General features: G+C 71.5%; 14 protein-coding genes and 3 pseudogenes. 12 read left to right on the top strand and 5 right to left on the bottom strand.

Annotated elements, in window-relative coordinates:
• Positions 1-62 precede the first annotated feature (62 nt).
• A pseudogene (locus CRP49_RS42075) lies at positions 63-257 on the bottom strand (ATP-binding protein); the annotation flags it as partial.
• 262 nt (positions 258-519) lie between these two features.
• Positions 520-1188 (bottom strand): hypothetical protein, encoded by a 669-nt coding sequence (locus tag CRP49_RS42070; protein ID WP_218893022.1) that lies wholly within the window; start codon positions 1186-1188, stop codon positions 520-522.
• Positions 1189-1390: 202 nt separating this feature from the next.
• Here CRP49_RS42070 and CRP49_RS47580 point away from each other — a divergent pair, with 202 nt between their 5' ends.
• The 5 genes and pseudogenes from CRP49_RS47580 (at position 1391) to CRP49_RS42050 (ending at position 4429) form a co-directional block, all read left to right on the top strand.
• Positions 1391-2086, top strand: a complete 696-nt coding sequence (locus CRP49_RS47580) for a transposase family protein (RefSeq protein ID WP_107487141.1) — start codon at positions 1391-1393, stop codon at positions 2084-2086.
• 132 nt (positions 2087-2218) lie between these two features.
• Positions 2219-2602 (top strand): annotated as a pseudogene (locus CRP49_RS47575) (hypothetical protein); the annotation flags it as partial.
• A gap of 343 nt (positions 2603-2945) precedes the next feature.
• A complete protein-coding gene (gene panD / locus CRP49_RS42060; RefSeq protein ID WP_097258622.1) occupies positions 2946-3365 on the top strand; it encodes an aspartate 1-decarboxylase in 420 nt (139 codons plus the stop codon).
• A 50-nt stretch (positions 3366-3415) separates the two neighbouring features.
• Complete coding sequence (locus CRP49_RS42055; RefSeq protein WP_097258621.1) at positions 3416-3760, top strand: GNAT family N-acetyltransferase; 345 nt, start codon at positions 3416-3418, stop codon at positions 3758-3760.
• Positions 3761-3793: 33 nt separating this feature from the next.
• Positions 3794-4429 carry an aspartate/glutamate racemase family protein gene (locus CRP49_RS42050; protein ID WP_097258620.1) on the top strand — a complete coding sequence of 212 codons (636 nt, stop codon included), beginning with the start codon at positions 3794-3796 and terminating at the stop codon, positions 4427-4429.
• A gap of 438 nt (positions 4430-4867) precedes the next feature.
• Here CRP49_RS42050 and gndA read toward each other — a convergent pair whose 3' ends face one another.
• A complete protein-coding gene (gene gndA / locus CRP49_RS42040; protein ID WP_097258618.1) occupies positions 4868-6307 on the bottom strand; it encodes an NADP-dependent phosphogluconate dehydrogenase in 1440 nt (479 codons plus the stop codon).
• A gap of 281 nt (positions 6308-6588) precedes the next feature.
• Between gndA and CRP49_RS42035 the strand changes: the two genes are divergently transcribed.
• The gene (locus CRP49_RS42035) at positions 6589-7755 is read left to right on the top strand and encodes a transglycosylase family protein (RefSeq protein WP_097258617.1); all 1167 of its coding nucleotides are present in this window, start codon (positions 6589-6591) and stop codon (positions 7753-7755) included.
• Here CRP49_RS42035 and CRP49_RS42030 read toward each other — a convergent pair.
• A complete protein-coding gene (locus CRP49_RS42030) occupies positions 7745-8920 on the bottom strand; it encodes a DMT family transporter (protein ID WP_097258616.1) in 1176 nt (391 codons plus the stop codon). The two genes, CRP49_RS42035 and CRP49_RS42030, sit on opposite strands and share 11 nt — an antisense overlap.
• A gap of 228 nt (positions 8921-9148) precedes the next feature.
• On the opposite strand from CRP49_RS42030, the gene CRP49_RS42025 reads away from it, so the two are divergent.
• From CRP49_RS42025 to CRP49_RS42000, 6 genes are all read left to right on the top strand, one after another.
• Positions 9149-9898, top strand: coding sequence for a (2Fe-2S)-binding protein (locus CRP49_RS42025; RefSeq protein ID WP_097259317.1), 750 nt, complete (start codon positions 9149-9151; stop codon positions 9896-9898).
• A 41-nt stretch (positions 9899-9939) separates the two neighbouring features.
• A complete protein-coding gene (glgA, locus tag CRP49_RS42020) occupies positions 9940-11091 on the top strand; it encodes a glycogen synthase (protein ID WP_097258615.1) in 1152 nt (383 codons plus the stop codon).
• Positions 11092-11141: 50 nt separating this feature from the next.
• Positions 11142-12362, top strand: coding sequence for a glucose-1-phosphate adenylyltransferase (gene glgC, locus CRP49_RS42015; RefSeq protein WP_097258614.1), 1221 nt, complete (start codon positions 11142-11144; stop codon positions 12360-12362).
• A 134-nt stretch (positions 12363-12496) separates the two neighbouring features.
• Positions 12497-14818, top strand: a complete 2322-nt coding sequence (locus CRP49_RS42010) for a GH92 family glycosyl hydrolase (RefSeq protein WP_097258613.1) — start codon at positions 12497-12499, stop codon at positions 14816-14818.
• Between the two features lie 152 nt (positions 14819-14970).
• Entirely contained in the window at positions 14971-16302 is a 1332-nt protein-coding gene (locus CRP49_RS42005; protein WP_097258612.1) for a wax ester/triacylglycerol synthase family O-acyltransferase, read from the top strand.
• Positions 16303-16504: 202 nt separating this feature from the next.
• On the top strand, positions 16505-17998 hold the full coding sequence (locus CRP49_RS42000; protein WP_097258611.1) for an SDR family oxidoreductase: 1494 nt from the start codon (positions 16505-16507) through the stop codon (positions 17996-17998).
• Positions 17999-18160: 162 nt separating this feature from the next.
• Here CRP49_RS42000 and CRP49_RS41995 read toward each other — a convergent pair.
• Positions 18161-18960, bottom strand: a pseudogene (locus tag CRP49_RS41995) (SDR family oxidoreductase).
• Positions 18961-19022: the final 62 nt, after the last annotated feature.

Below are 19022 nucleotides of genomic sequence, written 5' to 3'. Positions count from 1 at the left end.
AGCCGACGTCACGCCTTGTGGAACGGCGGGCCGGCGTACGCCCGCACCCGGCCCGTTCCGGCTCACGTCGCTGCTCGAGAACCGTCGGAGTCGCATTCCGCGTATGCCACCTCCGCCCAGATCGTTTTGCCCGTGCCGGTATGGCGGCTGCCCCACCGCCGGGCGAGCTGGGCGACGATGAAAAGGCCACGGCCTCCTTCATCGAAGGTGCGGGCGCGACGCAGATGAGGCGCGGCGCTGCTGGCATCGCTCACTTCGGCCGCTCCTCGCGCAGTGCCTCGGCTTCCTCGGTGACGAGGCGCACGTGCGGCAACCGCCCGTACACGATTCGGTTGCGGGACGCTCCCGGCAAGTTAGGGGCGTTTCAAAGTCCGGATGATCTTGGAGGTTGGCGGCGCAACGGACGGGCGGAGGGTGGAGAGCGCGCGAAGATGCCCGCCGCCTACCTGCTGGCCGCGTTGCTGCCGAGGGCTGCGGGTTCCTGACGAGGCAGCGAGTGTCTTGTCGGCGCTGGCGTCTCTAGAAGGCGACTGCAGACAGGTCAGCAGCCACTTCGACCGCCTGATGGCCATAGGTGTCTGCCGAGTCGACCCGCAGCATGAGACAGAACCGATCGAGCGATGCGACTGTCTTCGACAGACGACGATAGTCGCGCTTGATGAGGTACACCGCCGCCTGGTTCGCGATCGACGACTGCCCCATGATGACCAGGACTGGCTGTGTGGACTGACGAGGGGTGAACTTCGCGACCAGAGCATGGTCTCTCCGCCCGTAGTCGTGCAGGAACCGCTGCTCGCCCACGGTGAAGTCACCGTCCGGGTTGACCTTCACGCCCGGCAGGTGCGAGGCCACGTACTCGACGTTTCGCTGGTTCGATCCCAGTCCGCCGATGCTGAGCTCGGTGCGATCCCCGTTGAGTTCACGCGCGTCAGCCGCGACAAGGGAGAACGGGCACCCAGCCTCCTCGGCGAGCATCGCAAGCTCGATGATCGCGTACACGTCGCTGTGGTCGGTGACAGCGGGCATCTGCCAGTGACTGTTCAAGATGATGACGCACGGCACGCCAGGACGCAGGCCGAGGAACGCCTGTTTCTGATGCAGGAGGCGGGCACTGCTCGCCCGTTTCCAAACCCATACGGATCCGCCGCTGACAATGCTCGTGACAAGCCCGATCACGATGTTCAGCACTGCATCTGACACCAACGCCCCCCAAGCCTCGTCGTGATGGCGCGATCAGAGCTTCAGCAGCTCAGCCTACTGATCGAGTGCCCGTCACGGCGGGCGAAGGGCGGTATGTATCGGCCAGGGTGGTTGGCCGGCCCGTTGCTGACGCAACGAGGCCCCGGTTGAAGGGGGTGACCTTGCCAAGTCGCCCTGCGCCGGAGCCCAGATGTGCCGTCAGTCTCCCACCATTTGCCTCGTCAAGGTGCCCGCTCGTCAGCACGGCACAGCGATCGGACTGGCGGAGCGGTTGCGAAGCCTGGCCGATCCGCGGCGGCGGCGCGGAAGGCGCCACCCGTTCGTGAGCGTCGTGCTGATCGCCGCGTCGGCAGTCCTGGCCGGTGCCCGCTCGTACGCTGCGATCGGACAGTGGGCCGCGTCTGCGCCGCAGCACACGCTGGCCCGGCTCGGCGCCCGGACCGTCGGAGCCCTTGGGGTGCGCGTGGCGCCGAGCAAGGCGACGATCCGCCGTGTGCTGACGTTGGCCTGTCCGGGTGGGCCGGCCGAGCTGACGGGTGCCGACCTTTCCGGGACGGACACCGTGGCTGTGGACGGCAAGAGCGCACGGGGCTCGCGCATCGGTGAGATGCCGGCTGCTCATTTGCTGGCCGCAATGACCAGCGACGGCCAGACCGTTACCCAACTGCGGGTTCCCGACAAGACCAACGAGATCACTTGCTTTGCCGCGCTGCTGGAGCCCTACGACCTGACCGGGGTCACCGTCACCGCGGACGCCCTACACACCCAGCGCGAACACGCGCGCTTCCTGGTGGAAAAGAAGCAAGGCCCACTACCTGCTCGTTGTCAAGGCCAACCAGCCCGAACTGCACCGCCAGCTACGGTCATTGCCGTGGAAGAGCGTTAGCGCCCGCCGCTACGACCGCGAGATCAGCCACGGCCGCAGGGAGACCCGGGCGACCAGAGCCCTTACCGTCACCGACCTCGGCCTGGACTTCCCCCATGCGGCCCAGGCTGTGGGGATCCTACGGCACGTACTGACCTCAAGAGCGGCAAGTGCACCCGCCAGACCGTCTACGCGATCACGGATCTGAACTCGCATCAGGCCTCGCCCCGGCGACTCGGCGAGCTTGCCAGGTCGCAGTCGGCCATCGAGAACCGGCTTCACTTCGTCCGCGACACCACCTTCGGCGAGGACGCCTCGAAGATCCGCACTGGCCACGGCCCCGAGAACATGGCGACTCTGCGCAACCTGGCGATCAACACGCTCCGGGAGCACGGGCACCGCAGCATCGCCGCCGGACTCCGCCACGTCTCATACGACCCCTTCAACCGCCCGCTCGACCTGCTGGACATTTCCCTGACCAGCCCGTCTACCAGGTCACCGGAACTTCGAAACGCCCCTGCCCGGCAAGTAGCGTGAAGAGATCGGCTCCGATACACGGGACGACGCGATCGAGCGGCTACGCGCCCCGATCTGGAGCTGCTGTGGCGAATGGCGCTGCCCCGCATATACCTGATGTGACATCAGGTAAGTCAGCATCTGGTCAGCGTCAGTTCCGAACATCCTGAAACGGTGAGCGAACAGGTACCTGGTTGATGGCGTCACAACAGCCTGGTTGGCGCGGAAGCCCAGGCTGGGAGCCTGTTCTCCAAAGACAAGCGATGTTCCTCACAATCATCGACTTCGACGCGTCCCCGTGTAGAGTGAAGACCGCCCTTGACCTGCACAAAGTAGGCAGGGAGCTGTCTTCCAGGAGTCCAAAGTGCTGCGCACCATGCTCAAGTCCAAGATCCACCGCGCCACCGTCACCCAGGCCGACCTGCACTACGTGGGATCGGTGACCATCGACGCCGACCTGCTCGACGCCGCCGACCTGCTGCCCGGCGAGCTGGTGCACATCGTCGACATCACCAACGGCGCCCGTCTGGAGACGTACGTCATCGAAGGCGAACGCGGCTCGGGAGTCGTCGGGATCAACGGGGCGGCCGCCCACCTCGTCCATCCCGGTGACCTGGTGATCATCATCAGCTACGCTCAGGTCACCGACGCCGAGGCGCGGGCGCTCCGGCCGCGGGTCGTGCACGTCGACGCCGGCAACCGGATCGCGGCCCTCGGTGCCGACCCGTCCGAGCCGGTGCCCGGATCGGACCAGGAACGCAGCCCGCAGGCCGTCTCGGCCTGACCGGCGGACGAGGACGACGAGGACGACGAGGACCAGGAGCGTGCGTGCCCATGAGTGACATCGAGATCCGTGACGACCGGGCGGCGGGCCGCCTCGAAGCCGTCGGCGACGGCGAAGTCGCCGGTCACATCGAGTACTTCGTCCTCGAGTCGCCCGCGCGCGCCCTGGTCCCGGTCCACACCATCGTGGAGCCGGCCCACGAGGGCAAGGGCATCGCCGGCTCGCTCGCCCGCGAGCTGTACGCCGTGGCCGAGCGCGAGGGCATCCCGGTCGCCCCGCTGTGCCCGTACGTCGTCAAGTGGGCCGAACGCCACCCCGAGGTGGCCCCGCCGGCCGACCCGGAGCTGCTCGAGGCCGCGAAGGACTGGCTGCGCGCCCACCCCGGACGGTTCTGAGCCCACCCCAGGACGAACGGATCCCGACCCCCCATGCTCGCCCTCCTGCACACCTCGCCCGTCCACGTCCCGGTCTTCGACGCCCTGCGCGACGCGGACCACCCGGACCTGGAGCTACGGCACCTCGTCGCGGAGGAACTGCTGGAGCGGGCCCGGCGGGAAGGTCCCCTCGCGGTCACGGACGACGTACGGGATGCGCTCGTCCGTGCCGCGGACGCCGGGGCGTGGGCGGTGCTCTGCACCTGCTCGACCATCGGCGCCGTCGCGGAGGCCCAGGCCGCCTCGGCCGGCGTACCGGTGCTGCGGGTCGACCGTCCCATGGCGGCCGCCGCCGTGGCCGCGGGCCCGCGCATCACCGTCCTCGCCGCCCTGGAGAGCACCCTCGGCCCCACCGCCGACCTCATCGAGGAGGAGGCGCGCCGGGCCGCCCGCCCCGTCTCCGTCCGCACCCTGCTGGTCGACGGCGCCTGGGACCACTTCACGGCAGGCGACACGGAGCGCTACGTACGCAGCGTCGCAACGGCCGCCGACGCCGTCACCGACGCCGACGTGATCGTCCTGGCCCAGGCGTCCATGGCCCCGGCCGGCGGCCTCACGACCGCCACGGTTCCGGTGCTGTCCAGCCCTCGCCCGGGACTGGCCGCCGCAGCAGCCGCCCGTACCCGCTGAACACACCGCCGCCGGGTGAGTGGCCGAGCGGCCCCCGGGTACGCGGGGAGTAGTCCCAGAGGCGACGCAGCGACTGCCCGGAGGACCCCCATGACCAACCCGTACCCCGACCCCGTCACACCGCCACCATCCCCGGGCCCGGCCCCACCGGATCCCTACCCGAGCCCGGTCCCCACACCGGAACCGAGTCCGGCACCGGAACCCCCACCCCCTCCGCCGCCCCCCGCCCCGGGCCCACCACCGGAGCCCTCACCGTCCCCGATCCCCCCGGGCCCGGAACCCGTACCGAACCCGGAACCAGGCCCACCTCTCACCTGAGAACACCGGGCTGGGCAGGCGCCCCACAGGGGGGCGGGGAACTGCGCGACCAGCCGGACCACACCCGCACTCGCGACACGACAGCTCCCCCCACCCCATTAGGCGCACAGAAACGCACCCCTAGGCAGAAACCTCCGCCCGGTCCCCGCCCCACAGTGTGTGGAAGGAACCGTCCCGGTCCGTCCGCCGGTACGTGTGCGCCCCGAAGAAGTCCCGCTGCCCCTGCGTCAAAGCCGCCGGCAGGCGATCCGCCCGCAGCGCGTCGTAGTACGCCAGCGCCGCCGCGAAGCCCGGCGTCGGCACGCCCTGCCGAGTCGCCGCGATCAGCACCTCGCGCCAGTCGTCCTGGGCGGCGGCGATCTCCTGCGCGAAGGCCTCGTCGGACAGCAGGCTCGGCAGATCGGCCCGGGCGTCGTACGCGGCACGGATCCGGTCCAGGAAGGCCGCCCGGATGATGCAGCCGCCGCGCCAGATCGAGGAGACCGCGCCCAGGTCGATGTCCCAGTCGTACTCCTCGCTGCCCGCGGCGATCTCGTGGAAGCCCTGCGTGTACGACACGATCTTCGAGGCGTACAGCGCCTGCTCCACCTGGTCGGCGAACGCGGCCGCCTCCGACTCGCTCAGCGGGGAGGGCTTCGGCCCGGCCAGGCCCTGCGAAGCGGCCCGCAGCGCCGCGTGTCCCGACAGCGACCGGGCGAACACGGCCTCGGCGATGCCGGACACCGGCACGCCCAGGTCCAGCGCGATCTGCACCGTCCAGCGGCCGGTGCCCTTCTGCTCGGCCTGGTCGACGACCACGTCCACGAACGGCTTGCCGGTCGCCGCGTCCACGTGGGACAGCACCTCGGCGGTGATCTCGATCAGGTACGAGTCCAGGCGGCCCGTGTTCCAGGTGCGGAAGATGTCCGCGATCTGCGCGGGGGAGTACCCGGCGACGTCCCGCAGCAGCTGGTACGCCTCGCCGATCAGCTGCATGTCGGCGTACTCGATGCCGTTGTGGACCATCTTCACGAAGTGACCGGCACCGTCCGGGCCCACGTGCGTGACGCACGGCGCCCCGTCGGCCGCCTTCGCGGAGATCTTCTCCAGCATCGGGCCGAGGGAATCGTACGACTCCCTCGGGCCACCGGGCATGATGCTGGGCCCGTGCAGCGCGCCCTCCTCGCCGCCGGAGACGCCCATGCCGACGAAGTGGATGCCCTGCTCGCGCAGCGCCTTCTCACGGCGGCGGGTGTCCGCGAAGTGCGCGTTGCCACCGTCGATGATCATGTCGCCGGGCTCCAGGAGCGGGGCGAACTCCTCGATCACCGCGTCCGTCGGACCGCCGGCCTTGACCATGATGACCAGACGGCGCGGGCGCTCCAGGGCCGCCACGAACTCCTCGGCGGTCTCGGCCCCGATGAAGTCCCCCTCGTGCCCGAACTCCTCCACCAGCGCCTTCGTCCGCGACTCCGTACGGTTGTGCACGGCGACCGTGTAGCCGTTGCGCGCGAAGTTCCGGGCGAGGTTGCGGCCCATGACCGCGAGGCCCGTGACACCGATCTGCGCTGAAGTGCTCATACCGCCTGCTCCCTAGCTGCCTCGTGACTACGGCTCCGTAAGTACGGGCCCTCGCCCATCCTGACGTGCCGCTTCGGCGAGCGCACATCCGACCCGCCACGCATGGGTACGGACGGAAGGCGCCCCTCGCCTCAGCGTGGCCGCCGCTCGCGGCCGATCCCGCCAAGGAGGGCCGGTTCCCGGCCACTTGGTGACCGCATGCGGCCGATTTGCCGTCTTGTCATGGCCTGTTCGCGGCGCTTACTTTTGCGCTCCTGACGCATGCCGAGGGGATTTCGGACATGGCCGTACGCGGCCGGCATCGCCGGTACCAGCCGAACAGGATCAACCGCGCCTCACTCACCGTCACGGCGGGCGGCGCCGGTCTCGCCATCCCGCTGGTCGCCGCCGGCACCGCAGACGCGGCCGACGCGTCCACCTGGAACAAGGTCGCCGCCTGCGAGTCCAGCGGCAACTGGAGCATCAACACCGGCAACGGCTACTACGGCGGGCTGCAGTTCACCCTGTCCACCTGGGAGGCGTACGGCGGCACCCGGTACGCGCCGCGCGCCGACCTCGCCACCCGGGACGAGCAGATCGCCGTAGCCGAGAAGGTCCTGGACGGACAGGGGCCCGGGGCCTGGCCGGTGTGCTCGGTACGGGCCGGGCTGACCCGGGGCGGCGACGCGCCCGAACTCCACACCGACGGTGCCGCGACCCGCCCGGCGAAGACCGGCCGGACCGGCTCCGTGCCGGACGTACAGCCGCAGACGACCCCGCAGTCCCGCGCCGGCCAGGCCGAGATGTACACGGTGGTGCACGGCGACACGCTCTCGGGCATCGCCGGCGAACACCACGTCCAGGGCGGCTGGCGCCGGCTGTACGCGGGCAACCGCACCACCATAGGGTCCGATCCCGACCTGATCCTGCCGGGCCAGCGGCTCAGCCTGCGCGGCACCGCCTCCCCGGCGCCCGACACGCACACCGACAGCAAGCCCAAGTCGCCGAAGAAGAAAGCCCCTTCGGAGAAGAAGACCCACCAGCGCCCGAGCCACGGCAGCGGCCAGTCGCTCGTCGCCCCGGTGAAGGGCGCCATCGGCACCGGTTACCGCGTGGCCGGGTCGCACTGGTCGAAGGGCTACCACACCGGGGTCGACTTCCTCGTGCCGACCGGCACCTCCGTCCACGCGGCGGCGGCCGGACACGTGGTCGCCGCGGGCTGGGGCGGCTCCTACGGCTACCAGGTGGTGATCCGGCACGCCGACGGGCGCTACACCCAGTACGCCCACCTGTCCGCCATCTCCGTGCGGGCCGGGCAGAGCGTGACCGCGGGCCAGCGCATCGGCCGGTCCGGGTCCACCGGAAACGTCACGGGCCCGCATCTGCACTTCGAGGTGCGGACGGGGCCCGGCTTCGGTTCGGACATCGACCCGGTCGCCTATCTCCGGGCCGGCGGCGTCAGGATCTGACCCGCGGGCGGTGCCGCTCCGGGACGGGGAACGGCAGGTGGAAGCTGGCGGACAGCGGGAGGTACGACGCCGGGAGGGCGTAGGCGGCCGAGGTGTGGCCGCCGCCCTCGTGGCCACCGTCCGGAGCCGCCACGAGCACATCCTCGAGGGCCGGCACGTCCGGCAGGACGCGGCTGTCGGGAAGGCGCAGCTCCTCCGCGGCGGTATCGCCCACGACCTCCGCGACCTCCGTCGGCTGCTGCTCCCGCTCCGCCGCCGACCGCTGCCGGGGCACGCTCCCGAGCACCTCTCCGGTGCCCGCCCCGGTCTCCGCGACCGGCTCCGCGGACGGGACGCGCTCCTCGAGCCGCTCCGTCGTCAGCAGGATGAGACCGCCCGCGGCCACCACGCCGCAGCCCAGGGCGAGCACGGTGCCGGTGGTGTCGTAGCGGAACGTCTCGCCGAACATCATGATGCCGACCGCGGCGGCCAGCACCGGGTTGACCACCGTCAGCGTGGCCAGCGGCGCGGCGAGGCCGCCGCCCCGGTAGGAGGCCTGGGAGAGCAGGACGCCGGCGGTCGCGAACACACCGATCACCGCGAGGGAGGGCAGGTCGCCGAGGCTGATCCCGCTGTCCCAGTCGACCGCCACGGTCTTGGTGAACACGGACGACATGCCGAAGGCTATGCCGGAGCCGGTGGCCAGCAGCACGCTGCGCACGGCCGGATGCCGGTGCACGGCCCGGCCCGCGATCATCAGCGCCACCACCGCCCCGCCGGTGACCAGTGCGACGGCCACCCGCTGGGCGGCGTCGAGGGAGTGCGCGTCGGACGAGCCGACCAGGGACAGCAGGCCCGCGAGGCCCACCGTGGCCATGATGGCGCCGCGCCAGGCGGTCGCCCCGGCCCTGCGGCCGACGAAGAGCGCCGCCATGGGCAGGGCGAAGACGATGGTCAGCGCGCCCAGTGGCTGCACCAGGCTGAGCGGGCCGTAGGCCAGCGCCACGACGTGGAGCACGCCGCCGAGCCCGTTCAGTGCCAGCGCCGCCCACCAGCCGGCCCGGCGCAGCGGCAGGTACGACCCGTCGGGGCAGGACACCGCGACCTGCTCCTGCACGATCGCCGCGCCGGCGTAGGCGACGGCGGAGACGAACGACAGGAGCACGGACAACGCGAGGGCGCTCATCTGCAGTTCCTCCGCGGGAGGCGGGACCCGTGGGTCCGGCGCGGCGTACGGTCGGCTTCCATGGTCAACACTCTGCCCGCTCGGTCCCTTCCCGTCGTCGTACCTGAGCACGCATTGGGTCCTACTACCGATGGAGTACGCAGACCGCCCGATCATCCCCAAGGCGGGTGACCACGGGTGGACACCCCGGGGTCCGGACCACCAACGGGCCTGGTACTAGTGCTCCTCGTGGACCTCGACCCCGATCTCGCCGCCCTCCGCCCGCTCGGCGGCTTCTTCGTCCTACGCACCACCGGAGCGGCGGCAGAGCCGGCTTGTGCGCCCCTGCCGACCCTCGCGGAGACCTATGAAACGGGGACATCGGATGTTTACCGGAATCAGCTGACTTTCCGTGTCACCACGGTCGGGCAGCGCCTGCGCACGAATGAGCCGCGGGTCGCCGCCTCCATCAGCCAGCAGGGCCTCGCCGCCCGCCTGTGGTCCCCGGCCCTGGCCTGCGCCGCCCTGTACGGCCGCCTGCCCGACCTCGATGCCCGCCTGCTGCGCTGGGACGCCGCCGCCACCGCCCCCGACGACCTGTGGCTGACCGAGGTGCGCCCGCTGCCCGGGGACGCGGCGACGCTCGCGGACACCGTGCTGCACGGCCACCTGGAACCCCTAGGGGAGACCCTGAAGTCCCGTTACGGTGTCGCGGCCGGCCTGCTGTGGGGCAACGCCGGCTCGGCCCTCGCCGGCGCCGCCCGCGAACTGGACCGCTGGGCACGCGCGAGAGGTCGTACCGAGGTCGCGGACCGGGCCCGCACCCTCACGGACGAACTCTTCGCCCACCCCCTCCTGCGCACCACGGGCACCCGCACCGGAACCGCCTTCCGCCGCCGCAGCTGCTGCCTGTACTACCGCGTCCCCGGCGGCGGAGTCTGCGGCGACTGCTGCTTCACCCGGCCGCCGCGCTCTTCCCCGGACGCCGCTTCTGGGTGACCATGAAGGGGAACGTGCCGCCGGGGCAAGGGGGTTGTCGGGTGCGTGTGGGACTGCTGACCCGGGAGTACCCCCCGGATGTGTACGGTGGCGCCGGTGTCCATGTGGAGTTCCTCGCCCGGGAGCTGACCTCCCTGGTGGACCTGGAGGTGCACTGCTGGGGCGAGGGCCGAGGCGTCGGAGTCGTACGCCACCGCCCCTGGCCCGTCCTCGACGGCTCCAACGACGCGCTGCGCACCTTCTCCGTGGACCTGTCCATCGCCGCCGCCCTCGAAGGCCGCGAACTCGTCCACTCCCACACCTGGTACGCCAATCTCGCCGGCCACTTCGCCAAGCTCCTGTACGGCATCCCGCACGTGGTGACGGCCCACTCGCTGGAGCCCCTGCGCCCCTGGAAGGCCGAGCAACTGGGCGGCGGATACGCCCTGTCGAGCTGGGCCGAGCGCAGCGCGATCGAGGCCGCCGACGCGGTGATCGCCGTGTCGGGGGCGATGCGGGACGACATCCTGGCCTGCTATCCGGCGCTCGACCCGGCGAAGGTCCACGTCGTGCACAACGGCATCGACACGACCCTGTACCGGCCGAACCGCGGCACCGACGCCCTCACCCGGACCGGCCTCGACCCCGCCCGCCCGTACGTCCTGTTCGTCGGCCGGATCAGCCGCCAGAAGGGCGTACCCCATCTGCTGCGCGCCGTACGGGACATCGACCCGCGCGCCCAGGTCGTCCTGTGCGCGGGAGCGCCCGACACACCGGAGATCGACCGCGAGTTCCGGGAGCTGTACGAGGAGCTGAGCCGGGCCCGCGAGGGCGTGTTCTGGATCCCGCAGATGCTGCCGCGCACGGACGTGATCCAACTCCTCACGCACGCGGCCGTGTTCGTCTGCCCGTCGGTGTACGAACCCCTCGGCATCGTCAACCTGGAGGCCATGGCGTGCGGCACGCCCGTGGTGGCCTCCCGGGTCGGCGGCATCCCCGAGGTCGTCGAGGACGGCAGGACGGGCCTCCTCGTCGACGTGGACGACGACTTCGAGGGGGGCCTCGCGCGGGCCCTGGACGCCGTCCTCGGCGACCGGGACACGGCCCGGCGGATGGGCGAGGCCGGACGGGAGCGTGCGGTGGGCGAGTTCGGCTGGGACGCGGTGGCCCGGCGCACCGCCGGACTGTACGAGGAGATTCTCAAGCAGGCTTAGTCCGGTCTGCTCGGGGCAACCATGGTTCAACCAGGGTGAGGGGAGCGGCCATGCGTCGTGGTGGACCTTCGGTGCTCGGAATCGTTCTGGCGGGCGGAGAGGGCAAGCGCCTGATGCCGCTCACCGCGGACCGCGCCAAACCAGCCGTCACCTTCGGCGGCACCTACCGGCTCGTCGACTTCGTCCTGTCCAACCTCGTCAACGCGGACGTCCTGCGCATCTGCGTGCTGACCCAGTACAAGTCCCACTCCCTGGACCGGCACATCACCACCACCTGGCGGATGTCCAGCCTGCTCGGCAACTACGTCACCCCGGTCCCGGCCCAGCAGCGCCTGGGCCCGCGCTGGTACCTGGGCAGCGCCGACGCGCTCCTGCAGTCGCTGAACCTCGTGTACGACGAACAGCCCGAGTACGTGGCCGTGTTCGGCGCCGACCACGTCTACCGCATGGACCCGCGGCAGATGCTCCAGCAGCACATCGAGGGCGGCGCGGGCGTGACGGTGGCCGGCATCCGCGTACCCCGCTCGGAGTCCTCGTCGTTCGGGGTGATCACCCCGGGCTCGGACGGCCGCGGTGTCGAGCGTTTCCTGGAGAAGCCCGCCGACCCGCCCGGCCTCGCGGACGACCCGGAGTCCGTGTTCGCCTCGATGGGCAACTACATCTTCACCACCAAGGCCCTCATCGAGGCGCTGCAACGCGACGCCGAGGACAGCCAGTCCGTGCACGACATGGGCGGCTCGATCCTGCCCCAGCTCACCGGCCGCGGCGAGGCACAGCTGTACGACTTCAGCGCCAACCACGTGCCCGGCGAGACCAGCCGAGACCAGGGCTACTGGCGGGACGTCGGCACCCTCGACGCCTACTACGAGGCGCACATGGACCTGATCGCCGAGCGTCCCGCCTTCAACCTCTACAACCGCCAGTGGCCCGTCTACACGCACTCCAACCAGCTCTCCCCGGCCCGGTTCAACGCGGGCGGCATGGCGAGCGAGTCCATCATCAGCGCGGGCTGCCTGATCCGCGGTCAGGTCACCCGGTCCGTGCTGTCGCCGGGCGTACGGGTCGACCCGGGCGCGGTCGTGCAGGGCTCGGTGCTGCACGACAACGTGCACATCGGCCGGGGTGCGGTGGTCCGCGGAGCGGTCCTGGACAAGAACGTCGAGGTTCCGCCCGGCGCGACGATCGGCGTCAACCCGGAGCGGGACGCCGAGCTGTACACCGTCTCCAAGGGCGGGGTGATCGCCCTCGGGAAGGGGCAGCGGGTCTCCTGACCTCCTGACGGACGCACCGTCAGACGGCTTCCGGGCGCGACGCGTTTCGCATCTTCCTCCCGGAATGCCGGGGTTCGCCTCGTTCGGCCTTCACGATGCAGGCAACGATGTCGAACCTGCGGAGGTCATCCGACATGAGAGGGACCCGGCGCACGCGGCTGTGCCTGGCCGGGGTGCTGGCAGCGTCCACGCTGATCGCCACCCCGGCCGCACGGGCCGCCGAGCGTACCGACGGCCACCTCACCGACCTGGTCAACCCGTTCATCGGGAGCCAGAACGAGGGCAACACCTTTCCCGGCGCGGCCGTGCCCTTCGGCATGGTGCAGCTCTCCCCGGACACCGGGCACAACACCGGCTACGACTACACACAGAACCGCATCCGCGGCTTCTCGCTGGTCCATCTCTCGGGCGTCGGCTGCCGGATCGGCGGCGACCTGCCCGTGCTGCCCACCACGGGTGAGGTCACGCAGACGGACTACGCCAAGTACGCGGCGGGCTTCTCGCACACCGACGAGGAGGCGAGCCCCGGCTACTACCGCGTCGGCCTCGACTCCGGCATCCGCGCCGAGCTGACCGCGACGAAGCGCACCGGAGTGCAGCGCTTCACCTTCCCGGCCACCGACAAGGCCAACGTCCTGCTGAACGCGGCCCAGTCGCTGCACAAGGCGGCCGGCAGCACGGTCGAGATCCTCGACGACCACACCGTGCGCACCGAGATCACCGGCCACGGCTTCTGCCGTGACACCGGCCCCTACACCGTCTACACGATCACCCGCTTCAGCCGGCCCTTCACCGCGTACGGCACCTGGGACGGCGCCACGGTCACCCCGGGCGCGCACACCGGAGGCGGCGGCGCGTACGTCCGCTTCGACGCGACCAAGGACCGTACCGTCGAGGCGACCACCGCCCTGTCGTACGTGGACGCGCGCGGCGCCGCCGTCAACCTGCGCGCCGAGGGCGACCGGTCCTTCGACGCCGTACGGGACCGGGCCCGCGAGCAGTGGGAGCGGCGGCTCGCCGCGGTCCGTGTCGAGGGCGGCGAGCCGGCCCTGCGCCGCACGTTCTACTCGTCGCTGTACCGCTCGTTCCTCGCGCCCAACATCGGCAGCGACGCCGACGGCCGCTACACGGGCTGGGACCGCCGTATCCACCGCGCGGAACGGTTCACGTACTACCAGAACTGGTCGCTGTGGGACACCTACCGCACCCAGGCCCAGCTCCTGGCCCTGCTCGCCCCCCGCGAGGCGCGCGACATGGCCCTGTCGGTGGTGAAGGTCGACGAGGACGGCGGCTGGCTGCCCAAGTGGGGCTACGGACCGGTCGAGACGAACACCATGAGCGGCGACCCGGTCACCCCGTTCCTGACCACCGCCTACCAGATGGGCCTGCTCAAGGGGTTCGAGGAACGTGCCTACCGGGCGCTGAGGAAGAACGCCGACGGGGTGCCGCCCGCCGGCTACCCGGGCGTCGGCCGGGAGGCCAACGCCGAGTACATCGCGCACGGCTTCGCGCCCTACGACAAGAGCCACCCGCTCGCCAAGATGGGCGACTCCGACTACCACCACGGTGCCTCCGTCACCCTGGAGTACGCCCTCGCCGACGCCGTGCTCGCCCAGATGGCCCGGGGCCTCGGCCACACCGACGACGCGGCCCGCTACGCCGCCCGGGCGCAGAGCTACCGGACCGTCTTCGACCCCTCCACCGGCTTCTTCCGCGCCCGGGACGCCGCCGGCGCCTTCACCGGCTCGGCCGACCCGGCCCGCGGCATCGGCTTCCACGAGGGCACCGCCTGGCAGTACCAGTGGCTCGTCCCGCAGGACCTGCCCGGCATGATCGGCCTCATCGGCGGCGACCGCGCGGCCAACGACCGCCTGGACTCCTTCTTCGCCTACGACCGGCTGCTGGCCGACCCCGAGAAGACCGCCCGCGAGGTGTGGGTGCACGGGGACGCGTACGACTACTACAACGCCGACAAGTACAACCCGATGAACGAGCCCGACCTCATCGCGCCCTACACCTACCTGGCCACCGGGCAGCCCTGGAAGACCACGGACGTGGTCCACGCGGCGCTGACCCTCTTCACCGACGGACCCACCGGCATGACCGGCAACGACGACCTCGGCACCATGTCCGCCTGGAACGTGCTGTCGTCGATCGGGCTCTTCCCGATCCAGCCCGGCTACGACACCTGGGGCCTGTCCACCCCGGTCTTCGACCGCGTCGACCTCACCCTGAACCGCCGCTTCTGGCCCGGCGGCCGGCTGACCGTCACCGCGCCCGGCACCTCGGCGACCGACCGCTACGTCCAGACCGTCCACACGGACGGGACACCCCACGCGCGGACCTATCTGACGACGGACGCGCTGCGCTCCACGCGCACGCTGGCGTTCACGGTCGGCCCGCGCCCGTCCGAGTGGGGTACGTCACCCCAGGCGGCACCACCGGTGCTGAAGTGACCTCAGGAGTCTCCTGAGTCCCGCCCCTCTCGCGGGGGCGGGACTTAATCTGCTGTTAACTGAGCGTAGCCTGATCGTACTTGACCGTAATCGGCTGACGCGCTTTGACTGTTTCCCTGCACCTCCACTTGTTGTCGACGCGAGGCAAGCCCTTGACTTCCGACCTGCTCGCTCCCCTCGACCTGGCGTTCTGGAACATGGAGTCCGAACGGCACCCGATGCACCTCGGCGCGCTCGGCGTCTTCACCGCGCACTCGCCCACCGCCGGCGCCCACGCCGCCGACCTGCTCGCCGCGCGGGCCGCCGCCGTGCCCGGTCTGCGCATGCGCATCCGGGACGTCTGGCAGCCGCTCGCCTTCGGCGGCGCCACCCGCGAGACCGACCCGGACTTCGACCCGCTGAACCACGTACGGCTGCACGCCCCGACCGCCGACTTCCACGCGGTCGCGGGCCGGCTGATGGAACGCCCGCTGGAGCGCGGCCGGCCGCCGTGGGAGGCGCATGTGCTGCCCGGCGAGGACGGCGTGTCCTTCGCCGTGCTGTTCAAGTTCCACCACGCCCTCGCCGACGGGCTGCGCGCGCTCAAGCTCGCCGCCGGCGTCCTGGACCCGGTCGACCTGCCCGAGCGCGGCCCCCGCGCCATCGAGCCGCCGCGCACCCTGCTCTCCGACGTGCGCCGGCTGCCCGCACGCGTCCCCGAGCTGGTCAAGGGCACCCTCTCCGACGTGGGCCGGGCCCTCGACATCGGCGCCTCCCTGGCCCGCTCCACGCTCGGCATGCGCCCCTCGTCCGCGCTGACCTCCGCGCCCAGCGGCACCCGCCGCACGGCCGGGGTCGTCCTGGACATCGAAGACGTCCACCGGGTCCGCAAGAGCGTCGGCGGCACGGTGAACGACGTGCTGATCGCCGTCGTCGCCGGTGCCCTGCGCAGCTGGCTGGACGAACGCGGCGACGGCAGCGCGGGCGTCGCGCCCCGCGCCCTCATCCCCGTCTCCCGGCGCCGCCCGCGCGCCGCCCACCCACAGGGCAACCGGCTCTCCGGGTACCTGATACGGCTTCCGGTGGACGACCCCGATCCGCTCCGCCGGCTCGACACCGTGCGCACGGCGATGGTCCGCAACAAGGACGCGGGCCCCAACCGGGGCGCCGGCGCGGTCGCCCTGCTCGCCGACCATGTGCCCGCGCTCGGCCACCGGCTCGGCGGGCCGCTGGTCGGGCAGGCCGCGCGGCTCTGGTTCGACATCCTCGTCACCAGCGTGCCGCTGCCGGGGCTCGGGCTGAAGCTCGGCGGGCACCAGCTCACCGAGGTGTTCCCCTTCGCCCCGCTCGCCCCCGGCCAGTCCCTGGCGGTCGCGATCTCCACGTATCGCGGCCGCGTGCACTACGGGCTCGTCGCCGACGCGCGGGCCGTGCCGGACCTCGACGTGTTCGCGCGGGCGGTGTCGGACGAGGTGGAGACGTTGCTCTCCGTCTGCGAGCACTGAGCACCCGGCCTCCGGCCGGGTATGGGTTACCACCCGCACCACCCGCACCACCCGTGCGGCTTTCGTCGCCGGGTGCGGGTGGCCCCCGTGGGGCTGCCCGGAACCGCGTTTGGTGGTAAGGCACCCTGCTCCGTAAAATTCCCCGTTCGAAAGCGGGCGCGAGTCGGAGCGCTGCGCGGGTGATCAGGGAAGCGGCAGCGCGATGACGGTGACAGAGGACGGCCCCACGGCCACGGACGAGGTCGTGTACGGCCCCGGCATCGACCCGGAGCGCCTGGCCGTCTGCCTCAGCGTGCTCGATGAGCTGGACAAGCTGGAGGTCGACCACCCCGACGCCATCGCGGTGCGCCGGGCCACGGCCGGCATCTACCGCACGGTCAAGCAGCGCCGCCGCCAGGAGCGCCGGGCCGCCAAGACCGCCCACGACAAGGCGGTCACCGAGGCCACCGCGACCGGCTCCGCCCAGCGCATCGACGACGAGACCGAGGGCATCCTGCCGTCGTCGGTCACCGAGGCGGGGAAGATCGCGGGGATACTCCAGCGCCCGCGCTCCTGCTACACCTGCAAGACGCGGTACGTGGAAGTCGACTACTTCTACCACCAGCTCTGTCCCGACTGCGCCGGTCTGAACCGGGCCAAGCGCGACGCCCGTGCCGACCTCACCGGCAAGCGCGCCCTGCTCACCGGCGGCCGCGCCAAGATCGGCATGTACATCGCACTGCGCCTGCTCCGCGACGGTGCGCACACGACCATCACCACGCGCTTCCCCAAGGACGCCATCCGCCGCTTCAAGGCGATGGAGGACTCGGCCGAGTGGCTGCACCGCCTTGAGGTCGTCGGCATCGACCTGCGCGACCCGGCACAGGCCGTGGCCCTCGCCGACCAGGTCACCGAGGCGGGCCCCCTCGACATCCTGATCAACAACGCGACGCAGACCGTGCGCCGCCTGCCCAGCGCGTACGCGGCCCTGGTCGAGGGCGAGAGCGCCCCGCTGCCCGCCGGGGAACTCCCCGCCCACCACGTCATCGGCGCCTTCAACTCCGGCGCCGTCGACGGCATCGCCGCGCTGCCCGTCGGCACCAGCGGCCTGGACGCCCAGAAGGTCGCCGACCTCGCGCTCGTCGCGGGCAACGCCAGCGTCGCCCGGCACCTCGACGGCACCGCCATCGACGCGGGCGGCCTCGTCCCCGACGTCGTCGACACCAACACCTGGGTGCAGACCATCGACCAGATCTCCCCGGTGGAGCTGCTCGAGACCCAGCTGTGCAACTACACGTCGCCGTTCATCCTGATCAGCGCTCTGCGCCCGGCCATGGCCGACGCGGCGAAGAAGGCGGTCAGCGGGCGCTCGTACGTCGTCAACGTCTCGGCGATGGAAGGCGTCTTCGGCCGCGGCTACAAGGGTGCCGGGCACCCGAACACCAACGCCGCGAAGGCCGCCATGAACATGGTCACGCGGACCAGCGCCGAGGAGATGTTCCAGACCGACGGCATCCTGATGACCTCCGTCGACACCGGCTGGATCACCGACGAGCGTCCCCACTTCGACAAGCTGCGCCTGGCCGAGGCCGGCTTCCACGCGCCGCTCGACCTGGTGGACGGCGCGGCCCGTGTCTACGACCCTGTCGTGCGCGGCGAGCAGGGCGAGGACGTGTACGGCGTCTTCCTGAAGGACTACGTGCCCGGCAAGTGGTGAACCGGGGTCGGAAAACCGGTGGTCCGACGGACCGCCGGTGATCTACCCTCCAAGAGTCGTGCCGGGGTGCCCGGTGCGCAGGCGACGCGTTCTTCGTGGTTGAAATCCTCTTGCAGACCCCAGCGGGACTGCGGCCCTTCGGGGGCCGGCTCGCGCCGCCGCCTAGACCTCGGGCACCCCACGCAGACGTTCGTGCACGGCGTACGCCCCGGCCCCGGAAGCGGCCCGCACCCGCGTCCCGCCGTCCACCAGCAGATCCGCCCCCGTGATCCACTCGGCGGCGTCGGACACCAGCCACACCACCGCCCGCGCCACGTCCTCCGGCTCCCCGATCCGCCCGAGCGGCAGCCCCGCGGCCACCTCCGCCTCGCCCGGCTCCCACACGAACCGTGCCATCTCCGTGCGGACGAGCCCGGGGAGACGGAGTTGACCCGCACCCGGGGCGCGAGTTCCCCCGCGAGCTGCTGGGTGAGATGCAGGAGGGCCGCCTTCGTGGTGCCGTACGCGCCCACGCGGGGCCCCACATGCCCGGCACCCTCCGTGCACACGTTGACGACGGCTCCGCCGTGTTCCCGCATCCACCCCCGCCAGGCGCACTGCACCAGCCGCAGCGGTGCCTCGACGTTGACCGCGAACGCCTCCCGCCAGGCCTGGGCGCCGGCCTCCATCAGCGGCCCGTACGGCCGGTTGGTCGCCGCGTTGTTGACGAGGACGTCCAGCCGCCCGAACTCGCGCAGCACCAGATCCGTCAGCTCCTCGGGATGCCCCGGGTCGGCCACGCTCCCGGCCAGCCCGATCCCGCCCAGCTCCGCGGCGGTGCGCCGCACCTCGACCGCGTCCCGCGCGGTCACACACACCAGTGCCCCGGCCGCGGCGAGCGCCCTGGCGACGGCACGCCCGATCCCACGTGTCCCACCGGTGACGACGGCAGCCCTGCCCCTGAGCCCGGACGATGTGGTCATCACCGTACCGTTTCATGACGGCCCGTCAGAAACTAGGGGTGCGCCCGAAGGGGCGCGGGGCT

The sequence above is a fragment of the Streptomyces sp. Ag109_G2-15 genome, from assembly GCF_900215565.1.
GTDB lineage: Bacteria > Actinomycetota > Actinomycetes > Streptomycetales > Streptomycetaceae > Streptomyces > Streptomyces diastatochromogenes.
The sequence above is the reverse complement of the archived record's forward strand: the minus strand, read 5'-3'. Positions and strand labels throughout refer to the sequence as shown.